Here is a 22778-nt window from a genome sequence, read left to right as displayed (position 1 = left end):
GAAAATTTGATGGCGACAAGCCCATTACCCAAGAAAGAACGTAGGGAGCCGACGCCCCCGACAAAAGGCAGCACAGAAAGCGCCACGCCACGCGCTGTTCATTGTTCATCCTGCGACAGATAAATCAGTTCTTCCACAATGGTCAACACTTCTTCCACAATGCCGCCGCCCTGCATGGCGTGGCCGAAAAGAGCGGCGCACCGAGCGGCAAGGCCCTGTTTGTCCACAGCCTGCGGCAAAGAGGGGAAAAGGGTTGCCGCCAGACGGCATGCCAGAAGGTATCCTTCCGCTCCGGCAAAAAACAGGTACGCCAGTTTTGCAAACTGCGGCCGCACCGCGTGCCAGTAGTCCCGTGCCGCCGGACCCGGCGCAAGGCCCGCGGCCGTACAAAGCGCCGCGTGCAGACTGTTACAGGCCGCGCCGGGTAAACCTGCACGCCAGCCCCACAACCAAGGCACGCGTTCAAAAAACAGATGGTGTTCCGTCGCAAGACGCAGCAAAGCCCGGCTTTTGCGCAATGCCCCCAAAAGCGGCGCACTTGCTTTGTCGCGCGGCCAAACAATGAGCGGCTGGCGCAAGTCCCACGCGCCGGCATGATCCCGCTCGGGCGCGATGCCGCCCAGAACGCGCAGCAGCCGGGCAAGCCATCTGTTCGCGTCCGGACTGTGCGGCGTTTCCAGATGGGAATAGCTCAGCACATAGCGCCCCATGCCGTAAGCGCCGCTGACGACAAGCGGCTGCCCCGCAAGAAAATCCGCGGACAGATTGACGCCATACATGTCCCGCCATGCGTCAAAAACATGTGACGGAATGCGGGCGAGGGGCAGGTCAGCAATCCAGAAATCTTTGTCCGGCGCGCTGTAAGCCGCCAGTACGCGGGCACCGGCTCTGGCTGCGCCTGGCGGGAGATCAAAACGCCCCGGCCACCACACCGGCAGGCGCAGCCGGCCTTCACGCAGCAGCGCCGACGGCGGGGCAAGCCCGCAGTCGGCAGCGACACGCGCCTTGACATGGCCGGAGATGAGATGGTGCAGACGCTCGTGGTACACGGCACGCCGCCAGGGGCAGATGTGCAGGCCGTCTGCCTCTGCCGCATGGCTGAGCGCAAGCCCCGCGCCGCCGCAAAAGCCGAGATAGCTCCCCCCGCTGGCAAGATAGTCGCGGACGGCCTTACGGCCGTCCGCTCCCAACGCCAGGGATTTCAGCCGTGCATTGCCGCCGGGTACAAGGAGCATAGACGCGCCGTCGCCGGCCGACTTGCCTAAAAGCGCGCCTTCGGCTATTTCTTTGCCCTTGACCAGACGGCAGGCAACGCCCATGCTGCGCATGGCGCGCCATGCCATCAGCCCCCAGATGTGGGAAGCATCCCAGAGAATGTACAACAACGGCCGCATGGCGGAACTATGGCCGTCTTTTACGCAGAAAACAAGACGGCGCAGATGCGTGGAAAAACTCAAAGACCGTCTCACGCAAATCGACAGAAAATGAGATCAGACAGTATCTTAACAGGACAGGGCATGACGAATCAGAAAGCGCTCGCCAAAGGCTATGAGCCCAAAAATGTGGAAGCCAAGTGGCGCAAACACTGGGAAGAGACAAACCTGTTCACGCCGGACGCGAACGCGCCCGGCGAGTCTTTTTCCATTGTCATCCCGCCGCCCAACGTCACCGGCGCACTGCATATGGGGCACGCGCTGAACCTGACCCTCATAGACGTGCTCTGCCGCCACGCGCGCCAGAAGGGAAAAAATACGCTCTGGATTCCGGGCATTGACCACGCGGGCATAGCCACGCAAAATGTGGTGGAGCGCGCACTTGCGGCGGAAGGGAAAAATCGCCGGGAACTGGGACGCGAAGCTTTTGTGGAGCGTGTCTGGGCCTGGCGCGCAGACTACGGCCACCGCATTCTGGATCAGATCAGGGCACTAGGCGCTTCCGTAGACTGGACGCGCCTGCGCTTCACCATGGACGACGGCCTCTCCGCCGCCGTGCGCAAAGTTTTTGTGCGGCTCTACAACGAAGGCCTGATTTACAAGGGCAAGTATATCATCAACTGGTGCTTGCGCTGCCACACCGCGCTGGCCGATGACGAAGTGGAACACGAACAGCAAAAAGGCCGTCTCTGGCGCGTGCGCTATCATCTGGCCGACGGCTCCGGTTCGATTGCCGTCGCCACCACACGGCCGGAAACAATACCGGGCGACACTGCCGTCTGCGTGCACCCGGAAGACGCGCGCTATGCGGCTCTTATCGGCAAAAACGCGCTTGTGCCTGTTTTGGGGCGCAGCGTACCCATCATTGCCGATGCATATGTGGACAAAGAGTTCGGCACCGGCGCGCTGAAAGTAACGCCCTGCCACGACCACAACGACTGGGCGCTGGGCAGCAAGCATCATCTTAAATTTATTCAGGTGATTGACGAAAACGGCCTGATGACGCACGACGCCGGGCCGTATGCCGGCCTTTCCAAGGAGATCTGCCGCGAAAAAATCGTTGCCGATATAGCGGCGGCGGGGGACATGCTCAGCGTGGAAGATATGGAACACGCCGTCGGCCAATGCTACCGCTGCCGCACAGCCGTGGAACCACACGTTTCAACCCAGTGGTTTGTGGCGGCCACAAAACTGGCCCCGGCCGCACGCGACGCGACACCGGCACTCACGCAGATCTACCCTGAATCATGGATCAAAACATGGAATCACTGGCTTGACAATATCCGTGACTGGTGCATCAGCCGCCAGATATGGTGGGGCCACCGCATACCCGCGTGGATCTGCCCCGCCTGCAGCGCGCTGACCGTTGCCGAAGAAAACCCCGCCGCCTGTTCCTCCTGCGGCGCAGGCGATCTCGCGCAGGACGAAGACGTGCTGGACACCTGGTTTTCCTCGGCGCTCTGGCCTTTCTCCACCATGGGTTGGCCGGAAAAAACCGCGGAGCTTGCGCGCTGGTACCCCACCTCTGTGCTTGTGACGGGCTTTGACATTCTCTTTTTCTGGGTAGCCCGCATGATGATGATGGGCCTGCACTTTATGGACAAACCCCCGTTCAGGCACGTTTATCTGCACGCGCTTGTGCGCGACGCCGCAGGCCGCAAAATGTCCAAATCCACGGGCAACGTCATTGACCCGCTGGCCATGACGGAAAAATACGGCTGCGACGCCCTGCGCTTCACGCTCACGGCGTTCGCGGCCATGGGAAGAGATATACGCCTTTCCGAAAAACGCATTGAAGGCTACCGCCATTTTGTGAACAAACTGTGGAATGCCGCCCGCTTCGCCCTGATGCATCTTGCGGCTGCGCCGGAGCCTGTTGACCCGCGCACTGTGCGGGGTCTGCACCACCAGTGGATTCTGCACCGTCTGGAGGCCGTCAAGAACGGCATGGATCAGGCATTTGAGGAATACCGCTTTAACGACGCGGCCCGGTCAGGCTATAAATTTCTCTGGAATGAATTTTGTGACTGGTATCTGGAGCTGATCAAGCCGGATCTGCAGTCAGACGACGCGACCCGCGCGAATACAGCGCGGCATGTGCTCCAGCTTGCCCTGCGCGAAGTGCTTGTCCTGCTGCACCCCATCATGCCCTTTGTGACGGCCGAAATCTGGCAGGCCCTGCCGTCCGCCACCGACATGACGGATACGGCCGCGGCAGAGCTGGCCGTGACGCCCTGGCCGCCGGCGCGGCCCTGCTGCGTGCGCGAAACAGCCGCTCGGCATATGGAGATAATTCAGGAAGTGATTGTGGCTGTACGCACCATGAAAGCCGAACTCGGCATTAATCCCCCGCAGAAAGTCAGTCTGCTTTTACGCCCTGCTGACGCGGCGCAGGCCGCCTTGCTTGAGGAAAACCGCGAAATGATCATGACGCTGGCCCGTCTGGGATCTCTGACCACCGACGCGGACGCGGACGCGCCCAAGGCTTCGGCATCTTCTGTGGCGCAGGGCTGCCAGATTATTATGCCGCTCAGGGGCGCGGTGGATATTACAAGCGAACTGGCGCGGCTTGATAAGGAACTTACGAAAATGGAAAAAGACGTTGCGGCCGTCAATAAGAAACTGTGCAATGAGAGTTTTGTCAGCCGCGCGCCTGCCGATGTGGTAGCCAGCGAACAAGAACGGGCCGCGCACCTTTTGAACGCAAAGGCCAAACTGCTGGCCCTGAAAGAACGGTTCACGCAGGCTTCGGCTGATAAGGAAATTTCCCCTGCCGTGCAAGATAAACCGTGACGCACGCCTTGTCTATTCTCTTACAACCGTCTATAGATTTATTAAAGACATTGCAATTACCCCTTCACGGACAGACGGCCTGCGCCTTTGCGTCGCCGGAAAAACGGAGCGTGCTTTATGCGGGAAATTAAAAAAATACTTTGCGCTGTGGACCTTTCCGAACACAGCAAGGCCGTGGCCGAATACGCGGTGCTGCTGGCAAAAAAACTCGACGCCGGCGTTCTTGTCGTCTATACGGCCCCCTCGTTGAGCCAGTATGTCGGTTTTCACGTCCCGCCCAACACCATTGAAAACTTTGTGGGAGAAATCGTCACCGGCGCGGAAAAATCCATGGAAAACTTTGTGGCGGAGAATTTTTCCGGGGTGAAAACCGCAAGTCAGGTGCGGATCGGGTATGCCGCCGAAGAAATTCTGAACCGCGCCCATGAGGAAAACGTGGACATTATCGTCATGGGCACACACGGGCGCAAAGGCATTGACCGCATCCTTTTCGGTTCTGTTGCCGAAAAAGTTGTCAAAAATGCGGATATGCCTGTACTCACCATACGGCCCCAGGCACCGGCGGCCTGACGCCCCGCCTGCGGAATCCCGCTTGCGTGCAAACCGCCGTCCCTGACAAGGCTGCCGTGCTCCGGCGGTTTTGTCGCGTCCGAAACGAGGCAGGAATGTCCAGAATCAGCGTGCGCCCGGAAATCCAAAGACTCGACGCCTACGCGCCGGGGCTTTCCATTGCTGAAATACGCCGGAAATACGGCTTGGATCAGGTTATCAAGATGGCCAGCAATGAAAACCCGCTGGGCGCGCCCCCGCTCGCCCAAGAGGTGGTGCGCCGTTACGCGGCCTTCGCCTTCCGCTACCCGCAGGGCGGCAACCCGCGGCTTGTCGCCGCCCTCGCCGCCCTGCACAGTGTTGAACCGGCCCGCATCGTTGTGGGCAACGGTTCTGATGAAATTATTGACATGCTCATCCGCATGCTTGCCGAAGCAGGCCGCCATGTCATTGTCTGTTTTGAACCCTGCTTCAGCATATACCCCATTCAGGGCGGCATTGCCGGCGTTCAGCTGCGCCGCTGCCCGCTCCGCAAGGACTTTTCCTTTAATTTCGACGCGTTGCTCAACCTCGTAAATGCGGACACGCGGCTTGTTTTTGTCTCCACCCCCGACAATCCTTCCGGCTATTGCCCGCCACGCGCGGCCGTGCGGGATTTGGCGCGGCAACTTGCCGATCACGCGCCCGACTGTCTGCTGGTTATCGACGAAGCCTATATGGATTTTGCGGACGACGAAAACGCATCATCCCTGCTGGCGGCCGGCGACTTGCCTGAAAATACGGCATTTTTGCGCACGTTCTCCAAAAGCTACGGTCTGGCGGGCCTGCGCCTCGGCTACGGCGTTCTGCCCCCCGTATTGGCGAAATATTACTGGCGGACGCGCCTGCCGTTTTCCGTCAATATTCCGGCTGAGGAGGCCGGCCTCGCGGCGCTTGCGGACACGGCCTTCCGGCAGGCCACGCTGACGACAGTGCACGAGGGACGCGCACTGCTCCGGCAAAAGCTGACGGAGCTCGGCTGCACGGTCTGGCCCAGTTCCGCCAACTTTCTGCTTTTCCAACTGCCTGAGGGCACCTGTTCAGCCCAAGAATGCTTTGAAGCACTGCTCAAAAAAGGCGTCATCATCCGCCCGCTCTCAAGCTACGGGCTGCAGGAGCACCTGCGCGTCAGCGTGGGGAACCCGCAAGAAAACGCGGCCTTTCTGGCCGCCCTGCGGGATATTCTTGCCTCATCCGCGCCGGACAGGGACGGGAAGTCATGAACGAGCACCTGCCCGTCGTCACACTGGACGGCCCCGCAGGCGTGGGCAAGACAACCTTGGCCCGTCATATGGCGGAAAGCCTTGCCTTGGCATATCTGGACACCGGATCCATGTTCCGCTGTCTGGCCCTCAAACTGGGGCCCGACGCCGAACTCCTGCCGGAGACGGACCTGCGCGGCAGGTGTGCCGAATGGACCTTCAGCATCATGGGCAAAGGCCGTGCCGCCGCGCTGTACTGCAACGGCCGGCCCGTGGGCGACGAAGTGCGCGCGGAAGAAGTGGGGATGCTTGCCGCGCGCATCGCGACAGTGCCGGCCGTGCGGGAAGTGCTGAAAACCGCCCAGAGAAAAATGGGCGAGACTGCGCCGCTGGTGGCAGAAGGCCGGGATATGGGTCTGGTTGTCTTTCCTGACGCAAAATTTAAATTTTTTCTGGACGCCACCTCTGAAGTGCGGGCAAAACGCCGCCTGCGTGAGCTTGAGCAACGCGGCGAACAGGTTGATCCGGCGCGCCTGACAGAACAGATCCTCCGGCGTGACGATTTGGACCGCAACAGGGTGACGGCACCCCTGCGCCCTGCGGAGGACGCCCTGCTTGTGGACACATCCCGCCTGAATATTGACGAAGTGCTTGCCGTCATGCTGCGCCATATTGACGAACACGGCGGCGCGCGGTCGTTAGATTGTCACCGCGCTGCGGGCGCTTCCCCCGTCCGGCAATAATTGCCGCCAGCACGACGACGGTTCTTCGGCGCACGCCGCCATCCCCGCCCGACAGGCGGGATTGCAGCGTAAAAAATTTTCTTGGGCAATGCGTACGTATTGTTATGCTGAACAAGGCGAAACAGCATGGATGAAAAATTTTTTTTGGGCATTGACGCCGGCGGCACTCATACAGACGCGGCGCTGCTGGCCGGCGCGGGACGTACGATACGGCTTATTGCAGCGGCCAAGGTGAAAACCTGTCATGAGGATTTGCCCTTTTCCGTGCGCGAGGCTCTGACAGCGCTTGGCAGCGCTGTGGGGAGCGACAGCACTGCTTTGTTCGGCCGCATCAGCAGCGTCACGCTTGGCACCACACTGGCTGTCAACGCGCTGGTACAAAACAGGGCAGATGCAGTGGGGCTTGCCCTTTCCGCCGGGCCCGGGCTTGATCCGCGGCGTTTTGCCCTTGGCGCGCATGTCTGCGTCGCGCCCGGCGGGCTTGATCACCGGGGGGTGGAAGTGAGCCCTCTGCGGCTGGAAAAACTTGCTGCACGTGCGCTTGTCTGGCGTGGAGAAGGCATCCCCGCAACGGCTTGCGTGGGCAAGTTTTCGCCCCGCAATCCGGCGCACGAACGGGCCATGGCGGCGGCCGTCGCCACGGCAGGGCTGCCGGTCACGCAGGGGTGTCGTTTGGCCGGCAGTCTGAATTTTCCGCGGCGTATTGCCACTGCTTACTACAATGCCGCTGTGGAGCGGCTGCATCACAAATTTCTCAATGCCGTGGAACCAGCTTTGGCAAATGCCGGCATATGCGCCAAATCAATGCTGCTCAAGGCAGACGGCGGTGCCGTTCCCATTTTTCTTTCGCGGCGCTGTCCTGTGCAGTCCATCCTCTCCGGTCCGGCGGGCAGCGTTATGGGCGTGCTGGCCATGTCCCCGTCGGCGGGGCAGGGCTGTTCTCTTGTGCTCGACATCGGCGGCACCACAACCGACATTGCCCTTGTTCTTGACGGATCGCCGGTGATTGACCGTGACGGCATGCTGTTGAACGGGCGTCGTACGCTTGTGCGTTCGCTGGCCACAGCGTCTGTCGGCGTGGGTGGAGATTCGCTGATTACAGCGGATGAAACAACGGACGATGCAGTTGTACGCGTCGGGCCGCTGCGCGAAGGCCCGGCCATGGCCTTTGGCGGCAACCGTCCAACGCTGCTGGACGCGCTTAACGCCCGGAACAGCGGCACAGATGCCGCGGCGGGTGATGCGGCGGCCTCGCGTGCGGGCATTGCCGTTCTGGCCGAAGCCTGCGGTCTGTCGCCGGCCGATCTGGCAAGGCAGGCTGTTGACAACGCCCTCACGCAGGTGCGAAAGGCCGCGCAAAATCTGCTTGACGGCGTCAACGCGAGGCCCATTTATACGCTGACGGCCCTGAGGGCACTACATGAAGCGCAGCCAGCGCGGATTCTGTTGGTGGGCGGGCCAGCAACCTGCCTGCGTGAACGTTTGTCCGCCGTTTTCGGATTGCCTGTGGAAATCCCCGTCCACGCGGATGTGGCAAACGCCATCGGCGCTGCGCTGACCTTGCCCACAGCCGCGCTGGAAATCTATGCGGATACCGGACAGGGGCTTTTGCGCACGCCGATTTTTGATCTTGAGGAAGCTATCGGCAAGACATACACACCAACAGCGGCTCGTGAACGGGCTTGCGCCCTGCTGACTGCCCACCTTGCGGCAGAAGGCATTACGGACGCGACTGTGGAGGTGCTGGAAGAGGATATGTTCGCCACGCTGGATGACAGGGGCTATGGTGCAAAAGACATCCGAGTGGTCTGCCAGACCGTGCCAGGTATTGCCGGACGGCTTGCCGCAGGCCTTCCGTGACGGATCAGAGCATCCTGCCGTTTCGGCATGTTTCGAGTAAAGCACGTTATGCGCATTGTTCTTTTTGAACCAGAAATTCCGCAGAATACCGGCAATATTGCGCGCTTGTGCGCCGCAACCGGCACGGAATTGCACCTTGTCGAACCTCTGGGTTTCAAGCTGGAAAACCGCTGTCTGAAACGGGCCGGACTTGACTACTGGCCGCATGTGCGTTTGTTTGCCTGGCCTGACTGGCAAGCATATACAGCTGCTGTCGGACATTCCCGCGCTGTCATGACATCGGCAAAGGGAGGATGTCCGGTACAGCATTTTGTTTTTGAAGCCGGGGACAGCCTGATTTTCGGACCGGAAACACGTGGTCTGCCGCCGGAAATTTTGGCAGCATCACCTTGGAAAACGCGCATTCCCATGTATGAGGGCGGTGTACGCAGCCTGAATCTTTCCACCGCTGCCGGCGTCGTGCTCTATATGGCGCTCTCCCGCTGTGGATGCCTCGAGAGTTGGACGTGAACTAAAATCCTGCTGCGCAGCCTTGTGAATGATGGAAAGCTTTTTCCCCTACAGTGTTTGGGATTGCTGGTGGCTCGCGCCTCTGGCTTTTTTGCTGGATACGCTTTTTGGCGATCCCAAGTTCCCTTGGCCGCATCCGGTTTGTGTGGCCGGACGAATGCTGCACTGTCTGGAAGCTCCTGCGCGGCGGTGGGATACGCCGGTCGCCGGTCGTGCGGCCGGTTTTATCTGTCTGTTTGTTCTGATTGCGGCCGTCGGTTTCGCGGTATGGCTGCTGCTTGTCCTGCCCTGGCTCGGCGTGGCGGCGGCCGTATATTTTGCTTGGGCAGGCCTTGCTCTGGACAGTCTTGTCACAACGGGCCGGGAAACGCTCCGTCAGGTGGAAATCTGCTCTCCGGATCAGGCGCGCTCAGCTGTTTCCATGCTTGTCAGCCGGGATGTGAACATGATGGACATTCCCCTGCTGCGTAAAACACTGGCAGACACGCTGTCGGAAAATTTTACAGACGCTTTTTTCGCGCCCTTTTTCTGGTTGCTTGTTGCGGGTCCGGTGGGGCTGTGGTGTTACAAGGCCGTCAGCACAGCGGATTCAATGTGGGGGTATGTCGCTGAGCCGTGGACGCGACTGGGCTTTGCCTGCGCGCGTTGTGACGACCTTCTGGCGTTTGTGCCTGCCAGAATTTCCGTAATTGTTCTGTGGCTGACTGACAGGTTTTTTCAGGCGATCCGGCCCGGCGCACGGCTGTGGAAGGGAATCTGGCCGGGATTTCGCGCCGTGGCGGAGCAGGCGCGCGGCATGCCGAGCCCCAACTCCGGCTGGCCCATGACCGTCTGCGCTTGGCTGTGCGGACGCCGTATGGCCGGGCCTGCGGTTTATTTCGGCATTTTGACGCATAAACCCTGGCTCGGACCGCCGGAAAGCTCCGCTGCGGACTGGGATAAAGCGAGCCTGCTCGCGCTGTGCGCGCTTTTACGCTGGGGCGGCCTTTGCGGCGCGTTGTTGCTCTGGTTTGTCTGTGCTGCTTCAGCGATTGTTTGATGTGTTGTTTCGGTGGGCCGGGCATGCACCGCGGGCAGGCGCCCTCTACCAGCCGGCATCTTTGTCTTGCGGGCCGAGACGGCTTGGCGAGGACACGCTCGGAAAAGGAGGACAGCAGTGTGGACGTGGTGGCTTCCTTTGTTAACGGCTTTTGAGCGACAGCGCCCGCAGGGGCGCAAGCCTCGGGTCTGTTTCGTCGCGGGCGCAGCTGCACAGCGCTGTGTTCAGGTTCACGCCACAATCGAGGCACACGCCCCTGCACGCCGGCGCGCACAGCGGAGCCGGCGGCAGGGCGAGGACAAATTCTTCCCAGCACAGGGCGGCCAAGTCAAGCAAGGGTGCGTTGTTGTGAAAGACGATGCGGCTTTCCTCCCCGGGCAGGGGGTTGCCGGCGGCGTCAAGCGCGGGCGTTTCTTCAAATTCTTCAAAGCAGGCGTTGATCGCCGTGACGGCGTCTTCCGCGCAACGGCTGCAGGGCAGAAGCACTTCGCCCGTCAACGCGCCGCGCACCAGACAGCCGTTTGCGGCAGGCAGCATGTGCACCGTTGCGGCCAGCGGCCGGCGCACCGTGCAGGCCATGTGAAAGGCGGCCAGCGGCGTCAACCACACAGACTGATCTGTGATCGTGACCTCCCTGCCTTCGGGCGGCAGGGCGTTCAGGGCGAAAAAATGACCATGCTCGTTGTACATGCGCCACCATACCAAAAAACAACGGCCGGGCAAAGCCGGCACATCTTGAAAATCAGCGGCGAATGCCCTATGCTGAAGCCGCGTTGAAAAAATATTTACCAGCAGGAAGCAGCATGACAGCACTGTCCCTCAATGAGCGCATAGAGTCAGCGCGCCGCAGATTCGGCGCGGCGCTGACCGTCGTGGGCCACCACTATCAGGCCGACGCGGTCATCCGTCACGCCGACCTGCGCGGAGATTCCCTGGAACTGGCCCGCAGGGTGAAGGAAACGGCCTCGCAAGACATCGTCTTTTGCGGGGTCTATTTCATGGCGGAATCAGCGGCCCTGCTGGCGCGGAAAGGGCAGAGGGTGCATCTGCCCGAGCCGTCGGCCGAGTGCAGCATGTCCATGATGTCTGAAGTGCCTGTTGTGGAAACGGTGCGGCGGCGGCTTGCCGAGAACGGCCGCAAGGTGGTGCCGCTCGCCTACGTCAACTCCACCCTCGGGCTCAAAAGCCTTGTCGGCGCGCACGGCGGCACGGTGTGCACCTCGGCCAACGCTGCAACCATGCTACGCTGGGCTTTGGAGCAGGGCGACGCCGTGCTCTTTCTGCCGGACAGGAACCTGGGCTGGAACATGGCGGACACGCTGAGAATGCCCGTTGCGGAGCGTGCCGTACTCAGCGTGCGCGGCAAGGGCGAACTCTTTGACCCGGCCGCTGCGGCAAAAGCCCGCCTGCTGCTCTGGCCGGGCTTTTGCTCTATCCACATCCGTTTCAATACCCGCCAGATAGAGCGCATGCGTGCCGAACACCCCGGTGCCCGCGTTGTGGTGCACCCCGAATGCACGCCGGATGTTGTGGCCGCGGCGGACGCGGCGGGAGCCACTTCCTTTATCATCCGCTACGTGAACGAGGCGCCGGACGGCGCGGTCGTCATTGTGGGCACGGAAATCAACCTGGTGAAACGGCTGGCGAGCGAAAACCGCGGCCGAGTGACGGTGCTGCCTCTTGTGGAAAGCGCCTGCACACATATGGCCCAGACAACAGAAAAGCGGCTCGCCGCCTGTCTGGACGCCGTGGCGGCGGGGGACGACGGCTTTATGGTCACGGCCCCCGAGGAATTGCGGGAAAACGCGAAACTCGCCCTGGAGCGCATGCTGCGGATAATGCAGACGGACGCGTGAGGGGCGGCGGGGCTCGCTCAAACAGCCCGTTTCTGGAGCAACTCATCGGTTGCCTCAAGAGGCTGGTCACCGAAAACAAAGACCTGATGGTCTAGAGCCATAGTTACTGTAGTTGTATTGCTCATGCGACCAATCCCTGTCAGGTTGAGCATCCAAATTGACGGCAGGTTCCATTGGCGCATTGCTGCGCGCGCAGATCCTCAAGCACTGCGTCAAGATCAATCACATTCACCGCATGTCGCCGCAAGTCGTTTGCCAGCAGCGGCAGCGAGGCGACAACTTCTGTCCGTATGCCCTCATCGCGCAAGGATTCCACCATTGGCGTATAATCCCCGTCAGACGCCACAAGAGTGACAAAATCCGGACGCAGTTTCATGGCCAGAGTCAGTGTTCTGATCATCAACCGCTGGTCATCGCTTTGCTTAAAACCGCTGGGAGAGTTTTGACTTCGCTTGGAAGGGCACTTAATCACCCTGACGCCGCACATTTCAAGCGCGTACCGCTTCTTTTCAAATTGCTGTCTGGCCTGCGCGGCGGCTTCCACAGTGCCATCCTCCGGCACGCGAAGCTGCAGCGTGCAAAGAACTTCTATAATATCCACATCCGTCCCGGCATAGAATGCAATGAATTCTTGGACAGGAAAATAAGGAAAGCCCATTTCTTTGGCCCGACGTTCACTGGGGAGCAGATCAATGCCGACAAGTTTTCTGATTTTCATTTGGTATCCTTATTAAGCGTTCTGAGGCACAGTGCAACTTCAAGACAGAAAAAGTCAAGACAACAAAACCGTTTTCCCCTATCTGACGGCAGATGCGGACGCCTTGTTCAGGCCTTGCGCCGCATACCACTGTTTTACACTTGATTTTTTCAAAATATATTGCCATTGTTAATAAATCAGCAACTATTGAAATAGTTGCGGGCCTCAGACACACATTACGGAGCGTGGCGCAGTCTGGCAGCGCATCTGCTTTGGGAGCAGAGGGTCGCTGGTTCAAATCCAGTCGCTCCGACCACATTAAAACACAGCAGGCTACCCTTATATTTTTTGGGCAGCCTGCTTCTTTTCCCGCATACAACCGTGCAGCCTGCGCCGTATGAGGCTTACAACAATCGGTTGCCCGTCCTGTTTCTGCCAGATCCCAGATCCTATCGACCTTCAAAATAAGTTGACGGGAACGCATCAAGGATGCCTTGCCGGACAAAGCAAGACCCTGGTGTGTTATCAGACAGAGCGCTTGTTTGGATTGCTGCAGAAGAGTGTCGCCCGAAAAAACGCCATGTGACAACTTGTCATACTGCACTGATAATTGCCACTACAACAGGGTCACGCTCCAGCACACGTTTGAAAAAACTTCGCAGCGAGGAACGGATGTTGTCCTGCATGCGGCCTGAACGGCCATGTGCTGACTTGATTGCGTCCAGCACGAGACATTTTGCGTCTTCCAGCAGGTGGCTGTATCGCTGCCCAAAGACAAATCCCTTTGAGATAATTTCCGGGCCGTGGAGCACACTGCCTGTTTCCGCATCCATGACCAGAACGACAACAACCATGCCTTCGCCGCCCAAAATGCGGCGCTCCTTGAGGACGGCAAAGCCGACATCGCCCACCCCCTTGCCGTCCACCAGCGTGCATTCCACCGGCACGCGCGCGTCCAGGCGGAATGCGTCCGGCATCAGGGTCAACGGTTGTCCGTTTTCCAAAAGCACAATATTGTCCGGGGCAACGCCGCAACGTTGCGCCAGCCGTCCGTGCTTGACAAGGTGCTGGTATTCGCCGTGCACCGGCACAAAAAGTTCCGGCCGCACGGCAAGCAGCATGTCGCGCAATTCTTCGCTGTGCGCATGGCCCGAGGCGTGGACGGCATGCACGCTTTCATACAGCACTTCCGCGCCGAGCCGGTACATTTCATTGATCAGCCGGGAAACGGCTTTTACGTTGCCGGGGATCATTCTGGAACTCATCACCACCGTATCGCCTTTGTGTATACAAAGCCGGCGATGCCCGCCAAGCACCATGCGCGAAAGGGCTGAAAGCGGTTCGCCCTGTGCGCCGGTGACCATAAGAACGAGTTTTTCGTCCGGGAAATCCGGCACGCCAGTGTGAGCGTTGAAAAAGTCGGCAGGCGGCTTCACAAAACCCAGTGCGCGTGCAGTGTCAATATTCCCGGCCAGAGATTTGCCGCTTACCACCACGGTACGCCCACGTTCCACCGCGAGATCGAAAACCTCCTGTATCCGTTGTATATGGCTGGAAAAGAGTGTGATCACAATGCGGCCTTTGGCCGCGTCAAAAATTCCAGCGAGCGATTCCTTGACCTCGCGTTCCGTGAGCGAACGCCCGTCGCGCATCACGTTGGTGGAATCAGAAAGCAGAAGCCGCGCGCCTTTTAGTCCGGCGAAATCTCTGAACATCTGCAGGTCGGTTCCTGTGCCGCTCAGCGGATGCGGATCAATTTTGAAGTCGCCGCTGTGGATAATACGGCCGACGGACGTTTCCACTCCCAGTCCGAAGCATTCAGGGATGGAATGACAGACAGGAAAGAAATGGAATCTCAGATCACCCAGATCCAGAACCGTACCCGCATTCACAGGGCACAGTTCCACCCAGTCAAGAATTTCGTGCTCGCGCAATTTGTGCTCCACGAGAGCCAACGTAAAGCTTGAACCGTAAATGCGCGTGCCTCTAAGTTCGGGAACAAGCCACGGCAGCGCGCCGATGTGGTCTTCATGCCCGTGTGTGAGCACGATGCCGAGCAGTTTGTCTTTTATGCCGCTCACCGCGCCGAAATGCGGAATGACCACATCAACGCCCAGATGTGCGTCGTCAGGGAACATCAGGCCGCAGTCCACCATAACGACGCCGCTCGCGCCCTCCCAAAGCTGACAGTTGATGCCTATTTCACCGAGGCCCCCCAGCGGCGTGATGGTGAGACTGCCGTTCATATGGATTGTCATTGTTTGTCAGGATGTTGAAGAGAGGGGCTCATCAGGTCAGGGCGAAATTCGCCCATGACCGCATAAATTTGCGCCAGTGCCGTGAGATAGTCTGCCTTTGCGCCTGTCAGCGACGCTTCTGCCGTTGTAAGTTTTGATGACGCGTCGAGCACTTCAAAATTGGTGCCTACCTGTTCCCGGTAGCGGGCCAGCGCGGCATTAAAGGCTTCTGTGGACTGTTCCACGCTTTTTTCAGCAAGGGCAATGCGTTTTTCCGCTTCACGCACGGAGAGAAGTTTTGATTTAACGTCATAGCCCACATCAAGCTTCAGGTTTTCTTCTTCATAGCGCATTCTTGTCACAAGAAAGCCTGCCTGCTTGTCGGCGTACCATGTGGTGCCCCATTGAAAGACGTTCCAAGTGGCTCGCGCTCCCGCTTCCCATGTTGTTCCGCGTGAGCCGCTGTCGCCTGCGCGTTGCATGTTCGGCGAATCGCCGGTGTTGGTGATATTGTAATAGGCCTCTACTTGCGGGTAGTAGCCGCTTTGCACTGCGCGTTGATCCTTGCCGGCCATGTCCACGGCCCTTGCGGCTATATACAGGTCAGGCCGCTGCCGGTAGGCGATTTCAAGACATTGTTCTAGGGAAAGATTAAAAGGGATATGGATCAGTTTGCCCATATAGCCGGTTTGTGCCGTGGCCGGCAGGCCCAGCAGGGTGTTGAGCATGGCAAGGCAGGTGTCAAGGTTGTTTTCAGCCTGAACCAGCAGATTTTCCGACTGGCTGACATTCACTTCCGCCTGCAGCACATCAAGCCACGGTCGCAGCCCGACTTCATAAAAGGCGTTTGTTATGTTGAGCTGGTCGCGCAGCCGCGCGAGGGATCCCTGCGCGCTGCGGACATTTTCTTCCTCTCTCAGGTAATTCAGAAAATACCGCTGCACCTGTTCTGTCATATCCAGTTCAGCCTTGCGCAGAGCGGCCTGATCGCTGTCTGCCTGCAGGGCGGCTTTCTGGTAGTCGGCGAGCAGTTTGAAGCCCTGAAAAACCGTTTGGGAGACTTCAACGCCATAGCTGTACATGCCCATTTCCGGCGGCCGCACGGTAGAGGGGGATGTTTTTTTTTCCTGTTTCACGGCGGTATAGCTCATGCCGAGTTTGGGGCCGAAGGCGCCGCGCGCGGATTTACGGCCTTCTTCCGAAGCGCGGCTCTGCGATTCCCGCGCGCCCAGCGAGGGATTAAATTTCAACGCGCGGGAGACTGCATCGGGCATGGTGATGGCTTTTGGCAGGCCGTGGCGCGCGCTTTGTGGATCCAAGGGGCGTCCACCTGTGTAGATCGGCGCGGGCGGCGTTTTTTTTGACACGGCTTCTGTCTGCGCGTCGGACCACGCGACAAGACAGCAGACGCAGCACAAAAGCCGGACAAGCGGCAAAAAAAAGGGGGGATGACAATTTTGCACCAGCATGACGTTCTATATACTTTCAAGAACGATCTTGGCAAGCACGGGCAGACTTGTTACTGGCGGCCCCGCCACCGCGCTGTGAATGTTTTTTGTGAAGCTGTTGACTTTTGAGCTGGACACTCTGTAATTTGACAAAATTGTTGATATCAACCGGAACACCGTCAACAGGTATCCTGCCGTTGCGAGAGAGAGAATCGTCCGCTGCCGTGAGGCGGAATAACCAAAAAAGGGCTTACGATTTTCACCGTAACCCATTGATTTTTCTGGTTTCTATGCCAGAATTTAAACCTGGGACCTTCGGGTTATGAGAGGTGAAGTTATCAGGGTTTTCGCCATTTTCACGACCTTGCATTTCCCATCATAAAATACAATAAAATTATCGACATATAGTGCAATTTATGCCATATCTCCTTAGGGGAATGGCAGAATATCGCGCCGCTGTATGCGCCGGAAGCAACGGGACAGACGCAGTTATAGGAGCCTCTGTCGGGTACAGGGAAGGGCTTTTGGACGGGGGATGTGGTCTTTTGTCCATCATCCTATAGAGTAGCACATGCTGGATTGACGGCAATCTAAATTTTTTTTCGAGTTTTTACGGTAATAACGATATAGTAATAGATAACAAAATAAATTTCATTACTATCCGTGCGTATATTTCTGGATGATAAAATGTAGCTAAAAATGAATAACATAACTTTGAAAATAGACACATTGGATACGATATTGTTATGTCACACTATGTAATGCTGTAATAACAGTAAATTCCCCTTCTTGTTCACAGCACATATAAACCACTTATTTTTACGCCTGTTGGTTCGCTATATTCGTCGCCATCCCCAAAGTGCAATCGTGTCTAAATCACTCCATAGACCGCGTTCGGCTTGCCTCGCTTCGTGCTGCAAGCCTTCTGCAGCTACCGTGCCCCTCATTTTGCATACTGCCTTCTTTGATAATGAGACATGGAGCCAGTCATATTCACAAATTATTCGCAATTTTTATCTTTTTATACTTTTAACGTCAAATAATATGACCATAGAATAATCTTCCCCCTACGCCGAATTAAGCGCGACAGTTTTTCGTGCGCCAGTTTCTTAAACTCATCTCCCAAATGTTCTACCATGTCCGGGGCGTACTACTTGATTAATTTTAAGTATGCCCGTCTTATCTCGCCAAGGCTCATATTCCGCGCACACCTAATATCTCATACTGGTCATCTGTTCGGCTGCTCCCCGTGTATTCCTGCTCTCTGCCTGCGTCTTGGTCTCGCCGGACTTTTTCTCTCTCAGCTTCACGTCTGGCGCGTTCTTCATTCTTTCTGCGTTGCCGTTCTTCTTGAGCCTTGCTTTCATTGTAATGTGTATCAGCACATAATGGATCTGCGCCGTACTTGTTTTCACCTTCTGTTCCTTGAAAACAAAACCAAAGCAGGAAAGCAATCCATGTAAAAAAACCAACGACTGGAATTGCAAGTAGAATAATCCATACCAAGAAGATCCAGCCACTTGCGTTTAGATCATGAAAACGACGTACTGTAACTCCTGTAGTTGCTGGAAATAGCAAAAAACCAAAAACCGAAAATAAAATTAAAAAGAACTAAAAAATAACATACTGTACCAGGCAGTATTGCCCACCAGTATTCGGAGCGAGAGGCTCTACCCCCTAGTGGCTGAACCGCCCCCCCCGCGTGACGGGCCAAGCCAGTTTAGCGGTCATTTATACAAAAATGGGGATAGAGCGGGGACAAAATAGGCAATACACAGAAAAAGGGGCTAACTCTTCGAGCTTAACCCCTTGATTTTTCTGGTTGCGGGGCCAGGATTTGAACCTGGGACCTTCGGGTTATGAGCCCGACGAGCTACCGAACTGCTCCACCCCGCGCTGTAACGCCTTTATTGTAGGCATAAAAAAGATTATAAGCATACGCACGGCAGATGTCAAACGCAGAATCTCTTTTTGTGCCAGACCCATGCCGTTGAGATGATGTCTTCAAGCCGGGCAAGGCGCGGACGCCAGCCAAGCGCGTCTGTCGCCTTCTCCGCGCTGCCGACGAGCGCAGGCGGATCGCCCGCCCGACGCGGCGCATGCCGCACGGAGATGTCCCTGCCGGTGACCGCGCGGGCGCAGTCGATGACTTCTTTGACAGAATAACCCTGCCCGTTGCCGAGATTGAAACAGCCGCTTTGCCCCCCGTCAAACAAATGCTCCAGGGCGAGCAGATGCGCGTCCGCCAGATCGCAGACATGTATATAATCACGGACGCACGTGCCGTCCGGCGTGTCATAATCCGCTCCAAAAACAGACACTCGCGCGCGCCGGCCGGCCGCCGCATCCAGCACAAGCGGGATCAGATGCGTCTCAGGATTGTGATCTTCGCCGATCTGCGCCTGCGGATCCGCCCCCGCCGCATTAAAATAACGCAGGGAAGCATAGCAGAAATCATAAGCAGCCGCATAATCTGCCAGAATGTTTTCCACCATCAGCTTGCTTTGTCCATAGGGGTTGATGGGCGACTGCGAGTGATCTTCAGAAATGGGAATCTGCAAAGGAACGCCGTAGGTAGCGCATGTCGAGGAAAAAATAAAACGGCCGCAGCCTGCCTCGTGCATGACGCGCAGCAGATTCAGCGTTGCCGCCACGTTATTGCGATAATATTTTTCAGGATCGATCACAGATTCGCCAACATAGGCATAGGCCGCGAAATGCATGACCGCGTCGGGACGAAAATGCTGAAAGGCGAGACGCAATTGCGCGACATCCTCAAGATCGCCCGGAACAAAATCGCCCCATTGCACAGCCCCTTTGTGGCCGTAAATAAGGTTGTCGTACACAACGGTGTTGTAGCCCTGCTGATGGGCCGCCTTGTTGAGATGGCTGCCGATATAGCCGGCGCCGCCGGCGATGAAGACGGTTTTTTTTCTGCTGTCCATAATCAGCCGCAAATTAAAAGTCTTCCGTAACCCAGTCCACAACAGACGCCATGCGTTTCAGCGTATAGCGGCCGTTGTCGGACTGTTGCGCCAGCTCCTCAAATTGTCCGTCCAGCCGATAAACGCGCCAGTCGCCCTCAGCAAGACGTCCTGCCGTGACCTCTTTATTGATGAACGCGCGGGCTTCAGGCGGCCTGCAAAAAAGGGGAAATTCCTGCGCCGCCGGATCCAAAATCACGTCAGCGCCGCTTGCGACGTCAATAATATAATTCCCCGGCGCAAAAGCATAGACAAAAGGGCAGGATGCCGCATCCGGCATGGGCGCTTCGTCATGAACGGCGTATTTGCCGCCGCAGGCCGCAGCCAGCAGCAAAAGCAGGATTATCGAGAGAGGGCGCCGGTGCATGGCTGTTTCTCCGGTTTATATGGTTCAACCACGCGGGATCAGCTACGTCCGGACGCCATGGCCTGAAGCCGCCGTATGCGTCTTTCCAGAGGGGGATGGGTGCTGAAAAGGTTTGCCATGGCGCCATGGCAGAACAGGGGCGCTACAATAAACATCTGCCCTGTGCTGGGATTGCCGGCCTGCATGGGAATCCTGCCGCTCGCCGCGCCCAGTTTGGCGAGCGCTCCGGCGAGTTCCTGAGGGCGCCCGCACAGATGCGCCCCCATGTCGTCGGCCAGATATTCCCGCGACCGCGAAATGGCCATCTGGATAAGGCCGGCCGCGATGGGCGCGAGCAGGGCGAGTGCCAGCGCGCCGACAGGGTTGCCGCCGCCTTCGCCATCCCTGTTGCCACCAAAGAGGGCCGTAAACTGAAAAATATTGGCCAGTGTGACAATGGCGGAAGCGAGCACCCCGGCCACAGTCTGGATCAGAATGTCACGGTTTACGATATGGCCGATTTCATGGGAGAGCACGCCACGCAGCTGTTCCGGAGAAAGTAGCCGCAAGATGCCTTCCGTCACGGCCACAACGGCGTGCTGCTGGTCACGTCCCGTGGCGAAGGCGTTGGGGGCTTCTTCAGGCACAACGCAGACGCGCGGCTTGGGTATGCCCGCCTTGCCGGCCAGTTCCTCTACAACGGCGTGCAGGTACGGCGCTTCTTCGGGCGCTGTTTCCCTCGCACGATACATGGAAAGCACAATTTTGTCCGAATACCAGTAACTGCCCGCATTCATAAGCAATGCAAGACCAAAGGCTATGATGACGCCTGAACGGCCGCCCATCATGCCGCCGAGCATAATCATTATTGCTGAAAGCAGAGTCAGCAGGAAAACGGTTTTGATTCGGCTTGTCATAGAGCACTCCTTAGTAACGCACAAAAATATGGCGTCGTCTCCCTTAGTATATAAAAAATCTTTGAAGGCCGGCAAGGGATAATCGCCTTTCCCGCAAAGCATGTTTAGACAACGCCCCCGAGTCAAGAATTTTTTGAACTGACGGTATCGAATGCGCTCCATCTATCCGGCATCGTTACAGCCATACGCGCCTCCTGTCCTTTTTCTGTTCGGTAGCCGTCTGTTTGATGACACAGCCTTTGGCCTCAAGAATGGCCCCTACATCCTCAAACAATGCCCGCCGACAAAAGCATACCAAGAAAAACTTCGCCGCGTCAGTAGGGTGCTTTTCCGTGTGTTCCAACATACGTCACCTCAATAGTCTGTGTTTCTTTCTTGACTTCCAACCATACGGCAACATAGGCAGGCTTGCCCTTTTTCAGGTGACAATGGTGTTTGTTGTCGCCGAGTTTGCCGTAGTTAGGCCATGTTCCAGCCACCGGCCCGCCTGCTCTCAACTCAAAGGTCAGTAGTTCGACTGCTTTTTGTACGGGCACAGGAGGCGCTTTCAGCGTTTTTTTCACTTTTTTATGAATCTTGACCGTCCACATAACATCAACTCCTGCAAGGAAATTTTGGCTGGCCCCCAAATACTCGGCTACCTCGGCAGTGCTCAGCCATTTTGATGTTATTGATGGATTTTTATGCATTTCAACACCTACCTTTATTTTTCAAGGTTTATAAGGTTTATGATGTGTGATGCGCTTATCTTAATGATTACTGAGATTTTTTCAAATAAGAATTCCCCTTTCGAGACATTTGTTGATTTTGTATTTTGTATTTTGATTTGCTAACAAAGTGGACAGATTTTCGGCATGGGTAGCCGGCCCACGCCTAGACGAGGTTGCCAGGTACAGGCAATATGACGAGGACGGCAACCGAGCGTCTCGGCGAATACGGCCGGGTTTTTGAGGAAGAGTATGCGGCCGCGTTCAACGGGCAGCGGACGATGCCTTGAATCACCCTATCAACAATACCTGCGCGGCATTAAACCTCGCGACACGCATCGGGGCTATTTTCCCATCGACAAACATGGCCGCGCCGTAAACAGCGCGGTGAAACGGGGCAGCGAGTTCTCGGACTATGACCTGATTCTGAAAAACAAGGAACGCTTGCTCTCGTTTGATGAGCCGACCCGGTTCATCTTTTCCCACTCCGCGCTCCGTGAAGGTTGGAACAATCCGAACGTGTTCCAGATTTGCACTTTAAAGCACCCCGACAACGCGACCGCCAGACGGCAGGAAGTCGGGCGCGGTCTGCGCCTGTGCGTCAACCAGTCCGGCGACCGTCAGGATTTGGACGCCCTGGGTGAAGATGTTCAGGATGTAAATACGCTGACCGTCATCGCCAGCGAGAGCTACGCCAAATTCGTGTCGGATTTACAGAACAAAATCCGGTTGGATGGAACACCTCGTACAATCTCGGAACGTGAGGAACGTGAGGCAAAGGTCATCCACAATTACTTGCTGAAGAACGACTATATTGACCTGGACGATCATGTGACGCCGGAATACCGCGCCGCTCAACGGCGGCGATACTTGGCGGCCTTGAACCTGTCAGGCAGCATATGTTCCGCGGGAACCCGGAGGAGTTCATCAGCAAGGTCAGCGACGAGATCAACAAACAAAAACCGGCTGTAATAGTAGAGCATATTTTATATATGCCGAGCGCCGAGGAGCCGTACAAGCAAGATATCTTCCATATGAGCAAGTCGTCGCAGGAATATGCAAAGGCCTTTCAAGCGAAAAAAGCCGTGCAGGATTATGTGTTCACGGACGGCACAGAGGTGGTTGTATACGCCAAACTACCAAGCGGCCCCAAGGGCTTCTATTCCCGACGCCCATGGGCCATTATTCGCCGGATTGGGGCATCGCCTTCAAGCGCGACACAGTCAAACACATTTTCTTTATTGCTGAAACCAAAGGCACAATGGACAGCCTGGAACTCAGGCCGATAGAAAAGGCCAAGATCGACTGCACAAAAAAACTGTTCAACGAAATCTCCACCACCGGCGTCAAATACCATAATGTGGACAGCTACCAAAACCTGCTTACCATTATGCGGACACTGTAAAAATAAGGCTTCC

The 22778-nt window shown here is 57.1% G+C and carries 20 protein-coding genes and 2 tRNA genes; 11 read left to right on the top strand and 11 right to left on the bottom strand.

The window, feature by feature from the left end; genetic code table 11:
• Positions 1-98: 98 nt before the first annotated feature.
• Positions 99-1457 (bottom strand): BPL-N domain-containing protein, encoded by a 1359-nt coding sequence (locus RSDT_RS01065; protein ID WP_231941854.1) that lies wholly within the window; start codon positions 1455-1457, stop codon positions 99-101.
• 60 nt (positions 1458-1517) lie between these two features.
• Here RSDT_RS01065 and RSDT_RS01060 point away from each other — a divergent pair, with 60 nt between their 5' ends.
• The 7 genes from RSDT_RS01060 to RSDT_RS01030 all read left to right on the top strand — a co-directional run bounded on the left by RSDT_RS01060 (position 1518) and on the right by RSDT_RS01030 (position 10168).
• Positions 1518-4226 (top strand): valine--tRNA ligase, encoded by a 2709-nt coding sequence (locus RSDT_RS01060; RefSeq protein ID WP_096399219.1) that lies wholly within the window; start codon positions 1518-1520, stop codon positions 4224-4226.
• 117 nt (positions 4227-4343) lie between these two features.
• A complete protein-coding gene (locus RSDT_RS01055; protein ID WP_096399218.1) occupies positions 4344-4796 on the top strand; it encodes a universal stress protein in 453 nt (150 codons plus the stop codon).
• A 95-nt stretch (positions 4797-4891) separates the two neighbouring features.
• A complete protein-coding gene (hisC, locus tag RSDT_RS01050; protein ID WP_096399217.1) occupies positions 4892-6037 on the top strand; it encodes a histidinol-phosphate transaminase in 1146 nt (381 codons plus the stop codon).
• Entirely contained in the window at positions 6034-6759 is a 726-nt protein-coding gene (gene cmk, locus RSDT_RS01045; protein WP_096399216.1) for a (d)CMP kinase, read from the top strand. Before hisC ends, cmk begins: the two co-directional genes overlap by 4 nt.
• A gap of 126 nt (positions 6760-6885) precedes the next feature.
• Positions 6886-8619 (top strand): hydantoinase/oxoprolinase family protein, encoded by a 1734-nt coding sequence (locus RSDT_RS01040; protein WP_096399215.1) that lies wholly within the window; start codon positions 6886-6888, stop codon positions 8617-8619.
• A gap of 48 nt (positions 8620-8667) precedes the next feature.
• The gene (locus RSDT_RS01035) at positions 8668-9129 is read left to right on the top strand and encodes a tRNA (cytidine(34)-2'-O)-methyltransferase (protein ID WP_096399214.1); all 462 of its coding nucleotides are present in this window, start codon (positions 8668-8670) and stop codon (positions 9127-9129) included.
• A 28-nt stretch (positions 9130-9157) separates the two neighbouring features.
• Positions 9158-10168 (top strand): CobD/CbiB family cobalamin biosynthesis protein, encoded by a 1011-nt coding sequence (locus RSDT_RS01030; protein WP_096399213.1) that lies wholly within the window; start codon positions 9158-9160, stop codon positions 10166-10168.
• A 141-nt stretch (positions 10169-10309) separates the two neighbouring features.
• Here RSDT_RS01030 and RSDT_RS01025 read toward each other — a convergent pair whose 3' ends face one another.
• Positions 10310-10858 carry a YceD family protein gene (locus tag RSDT_RS01025; protein WP_096400338.1) on the bottom strand — a complete coding sequence of 183 codons (549 nt, stop codon included), beginning with the start codon at positions 10856-10858 and terminating at the stop codon, positions 10310-10312.
• Positions 10859-10971: 113 nt separating this feature from the next.
• Between RSDT_RS01025 and nadA the strand changes: the two genes are divergently transcribed.
• A complete protein-coding gene (gene nadA, locus RSDT_RS01020; RefSeq protein ID WP_096399212.1) occupies positions 10972-12024 on the top strand; it encodes a quinolinate synthase NadA in 1053 nt (350 codons plus the stop codon).
• 139 nt (positions 12025-12163) lie between these two features.
• On the opposite strand, the gene RSDT_RS01015 is transcribed toward nadA, so the two are convergent.
• Complete coding sequence (locus RSDT_RS01015) at positions 12164-12742, bottom strand: NYN domain-containing protein (protein WP_096399211.1); 579 nt, start codon at positions 12740-12742, stop codon at positions 12164-12166.
• Positions 12743-12960: 218 nt separating this feature from the next.
• Between RSDT_RS01015 and RSDT_RS01010 the strand changes: the two genes are divergently transcribed.
• Positions 12961-13037, top strand: a tRNA-Pro gene (locus RSDT_RS01010).
• Positions 13038-13314: 277 nt separating this feature from the next.
• Here RSDT_RS01010 and RSDT_RS01005 read toward each other — a convergent pair.
• From RSDT_RS01005 to RSDT_RS00965, 8 genes are all read right to left on the bottom strand, one after another.
• The gene (locus tag RSDT_RS01005; protein WP_096400336.1) at positions 13315-14967 is read right to left on the bottom strand and encodes a ribonuclease J; all 1653 of its coding nucleotides are present in this window, start codon (positions 14965-14967) and stop codon (positions 13315-13317) included.
• A gap of 8 nt (positions 14968-14975) precedes the next feature.
• Positions 14976-16427 (bottom strand): TolC family protein, encoded by a 1452-nt coding sequence (locus tag RSDT_RS01000; RefSeq protein ID WP_096399210.1) that lies wholly within the window; start codon positions 16425-16427, stop codon positions 14976-14978.
• 1173 nt (positions 16428-17600) lie between these two features.
• A complete protein-coding gene (locus RSDT_RS00990) occupies positions 17601-18008 on the bottom strand; it encodes a DUF805 domain-containing protein (protein ID WP_096399208.1) in 408 nt (135 codons plus the stop codon).
• Between the two features lie 217 nt (positions 18009-18225).
• A tRNA-Met gene (locus RSDT_RS00985) sits at positions 18226-18302 on the bottom strand.
• A gap of 56 nt (positions 18303-18358) precedes the next feature.
• The gene (gene galE, locus RSDT_RS00980) at positions 18359-19351 is read right to left on the bottom strand and encodes a UDP-glucose 4-epimerase GalE (RefSeq protein WP_096400334.1); all 993 of its coding nucleotides are present in this window, start codon (positions 19349-19351) and stop codon (positions 18359-18361) included.
• 13 nt (positions 19352-19364) lie between these two features.
• Complete coding sequence (locus tag RSDT_RS00975; RefSeq protein ID WP_096399207.1) at positions 19365-19757, bottom strand: DVU_2496 family lipoprotein; 393 nt, start codon at positions 19755-19757, stop codon at positions 19365-19367.
• A 38-nt stretch (positions 19758-19795) separates the two neighbouring features.
• Positions 19796-20653, bottom strand: coding sequence for a M48 family metalloprotease (locus RSDT_RS00970; RefSeq protein WP_096399206.1), 858 nt, complete (start codon positions 20651-20653; stop codon positions 19796-19798).
• A gap of 314 nt (positions 20654-20967) precedes the next feature.
• On the bottom strand, positions 20968-21342 hold the full coding sequence (locus RSDT_RS00965) for a cytotoxic translational repressor of toxin-antitoxin stability system (protein ID WP_231941853.1): 375 nt from the start codon (positions 21340-21342) through the stop codon (positions 20968-20970).
• 270 nt (positions 21343-21612) lie between these two features.
• Here RSDT_RS00965 and RSDT_RS07105 point away from each other — a divergent pair, with 270 nt between their 5' ends.
• Together RSDT_RS07105 and RSDT_RS07800 are read left to right on the top strand one after the other, a co-directional pair.
• Positions 21613-22332, top strand: a complete 720-nt coding sequence (locus RSDT_RS07105) for a hypothetical protein (RefSeq protein WP_197702115.1) — start codon at positions 21613-21615, stop codon at positions 22330-22332.
• 16 nt (positions 22333-22348) lie between these two features.
• Positions 22349-22765: a restriction endonuclease gene (locus tag RSDT_RS07800; protein WP_408606733.1), complete on the top strand. Its 417-nt coding sequence runs from the start codon at positions 22349-22351 to the stop codon at positions 22763-22765.
• The last annotated feature ends 13 nt before the right edge of the window (positions 22766-22778 follow it).

The sequence above is a fragment of the Candidatus Desulfovibrio trichonymphae genome (genome assembly GCF_002355955.1).
Classification (GTDB): Bacteria; Desulfobacterota; Desulfovibrionia; order Desulfovibrionales; family Desulfovibrionaceae; genus Desulfovibrio; species Desulfovibrio trichonymphae.
This window is presented reverse-complemented; position numbering and strand designations above follow the sequence as displayed.